Source organism: Okeania sp. SIO2B9, from assembly GCF_010672505.1.
Taxonomy (GTDB): domain Bacteria; phylum Cyanobacteriota; class Cyanobacteriia; order Cyanobacteriales; family Microcoleaceae; genus Okeania; species Okeania hirsuta.
In genome coordinates this window covers 1-1,748 of sequence record NZ_JAAHGK010001461.1, presented here as the reverse complement: position 1 = coordinate 1,748, position 1,748 = coordinate 1, and the positions used below count along the sequence as shown (strand labels likewise).

Sequence of the window (1,748 nt, the reverse complement as noted above, 5' to 3'; positions counted from 1 at the left end):
GTCGGGAGGTAGACAAACATCTTGATCGAAGCGGATCAACATTTATTTATGTAAGGGGGTGCTTTCCGCCCCACCCTGTGGAGGAGTGGGGAAACCAGCACCCCCTTACCAACCCCCTTATGGTTGTAAGGCTGATATACTATACGGCACTCACCATGAATTTCCATTTGATAACCCAAATCATTACGCTCTCCTGCTTTCATAGTGATTACTGGTACCAGTTGTTCAGGAGTCATCAGAGGATCGTTTTTGATTCTCTTACCATTAGCTTTAATTTTCCTTTGATTTACATGAATCCTCGTTGGTGCTTGTCGTAGCCCCTTACACCAAACACCTTGAGGACCTCTTTTTCCTGGTATAACAACAGGCATTCTATTATATAGAGGAATCTGCCAGAATCCTTTACGCTTGTAAGCCCCTTTGATTCTACCTTGAGCAAGAAGTACTCTCACTCGTTGACAACAAATACCCAACAAAAAAGCTGCTTCTCTAGTTCCAATGATAGTCATTTTTACTCTAGCACTATAGTTTTTACTTTATTAAAATAGAAAATCAAAAAACATCAAAAAATTATGAATTTTAATCTACCCAATCAAGCTGGACAAAATCAAATTGATTATACCACCTTACAAGTATCTAATATAAATGTATTTTATGGAGAAAGTCATATTTTGCGCGATGTTGATTTAACCGTAAAACCTGGAGAAATGGTATGTTTAATCGGTAGAAATGGAGTGGGCAAAACAACATTACTCAAAACAGTAATGGGACTACTCAGGCCACGGACAGGAAAAATTAATTTATGGGGTAAAGCGATCGCCACTCTCCGACCAGACCAACGCGCTCGTCTAGGTATTGGTTATGTACCCCAAGGTAGAGAAATTATACCTAGGTTAACAGTCAAAGAAAATTTATTGCTTGGTTTAGAAGCAAGAAAAGAAGATAGAAAAGGAAAAAATGAAATACTCGAAGAAATATTTGAATTATTTCCTGTTCTAAAAACAATGTTATCTAGGATGGGAGGAAATTTGAGTGGTGGTCAACAACAACAATTAGCGATCGCTCGTGCATTGATGAGTCAGCCTAATTTACTTTTGTTAGATGAACCGACTGAGGGTATTCAACCTTCTATTATTTTAGAGATAGAAACAGCGGTGAGAAATATTATTCAAAGTAGAGGTATTTCTGTTTTATTAGTAGAACAACATCTCCATTTTGTGCGTAAAGCAGACCGATATTATGCAATGCAAAAAGGAGGAATTGTGGCATCAGGAAATACTACAGATTTAAGTCAAGAAGTAATCCAAAAATTTTTAGCAGTTTAATATCAAATTTGTTTACTTGGTGAGTCATATAATTTCTACTCTCAGTAGGGGTTGACTAAATATTCTTGATTTGCTAATATTTGTTCACATAAAGTCTTATATGTCAATATAGAATTATGAGTTATGTTCCACCCCAGAAAGCCGTAGAAATACTTGGCTTGCATCCTAGTACTGAATAGTATTAGTTATAATATAGATAGTTATTAACCTTTGATTTTTAATCTTTGATTACTTTAACTTACCAGTACAAACTTAAACCAAGCAAACAACAAGAAACTGAAATAAACCAGATTCTTGATGTTTGTAGAACTGTGTATAATTATGCTCTGAGAGAGCGTAAAGATTGGTTAAGTTCAAGGAAAGTAGCAATTAATAGTTGCTCAATCCTAACTGAATATATTATAACTAATACTATTCAGTACT

3 protein-coding genes are annotated in these 1,748 nt (G+C 35.5%); 2 read left to right on the top strand and 1 reads right to left on the bottom strand.

Annotated features, from left to right (window positions below; translation table 11 throughout):
* Positions 1 to 35: 35 nt before the first annotated feature.
* A complete protein-coding gene (locus tag F6K13_RS31710) occupies positions 36 to 509 on the bottom strand; it encodes a DNA-binding protein (RefSeq protein WP_287289666.1) in 474 nt (157 codons plus the stop codon).
* A 63-nt stretch (positions 510 to 572) separates the two neighbouring features.
* On the opposite strand from F6K13_RS31710, the gene urtE reads away from it, so the two are divergent.
* Together urtE and F6K13_RS31700 are read left to right on the top strand one after the other, a co-directional pair.
* Positions 573 to 1,325, top strand: coding sequence for an urea ABC transporter ATP-binding subunit UrtE (urtE, locus tag F6K13_RS31705; protein WP_124146041.1), 753 nt, complete (start codon positions 573 to 575; stop codon positions 1,323 to 1,325).
* 224 nt (positions 1,326 to 1,549) lie between these two features.
* Positions 1,550 to 1,748, top strand: a 199-nt coding sequence (locus F6K13_RS31700) for a helix-turn-helix domain-containing protein (protein ID WP_287289663.1), incomplete at its 3' end; no start/stop codon positions are given.

Bases quoted from the DNA above. Each gene is read 5' to 3' on its own strand.
- F6K13_RS31710 (WP_287289666.1), bottom strand. From the start codon at position 509: ATGACTATCATTGGAACTAGAGAAGCAGCTTTTTTGTTGGGTATTTGT.
- urtE (WP_124146041.1), top strand. From the start codon at position 573: ATGAATTTTAATCTACCCAATCAAGCTGGACAAAATCAAATTGATTAT.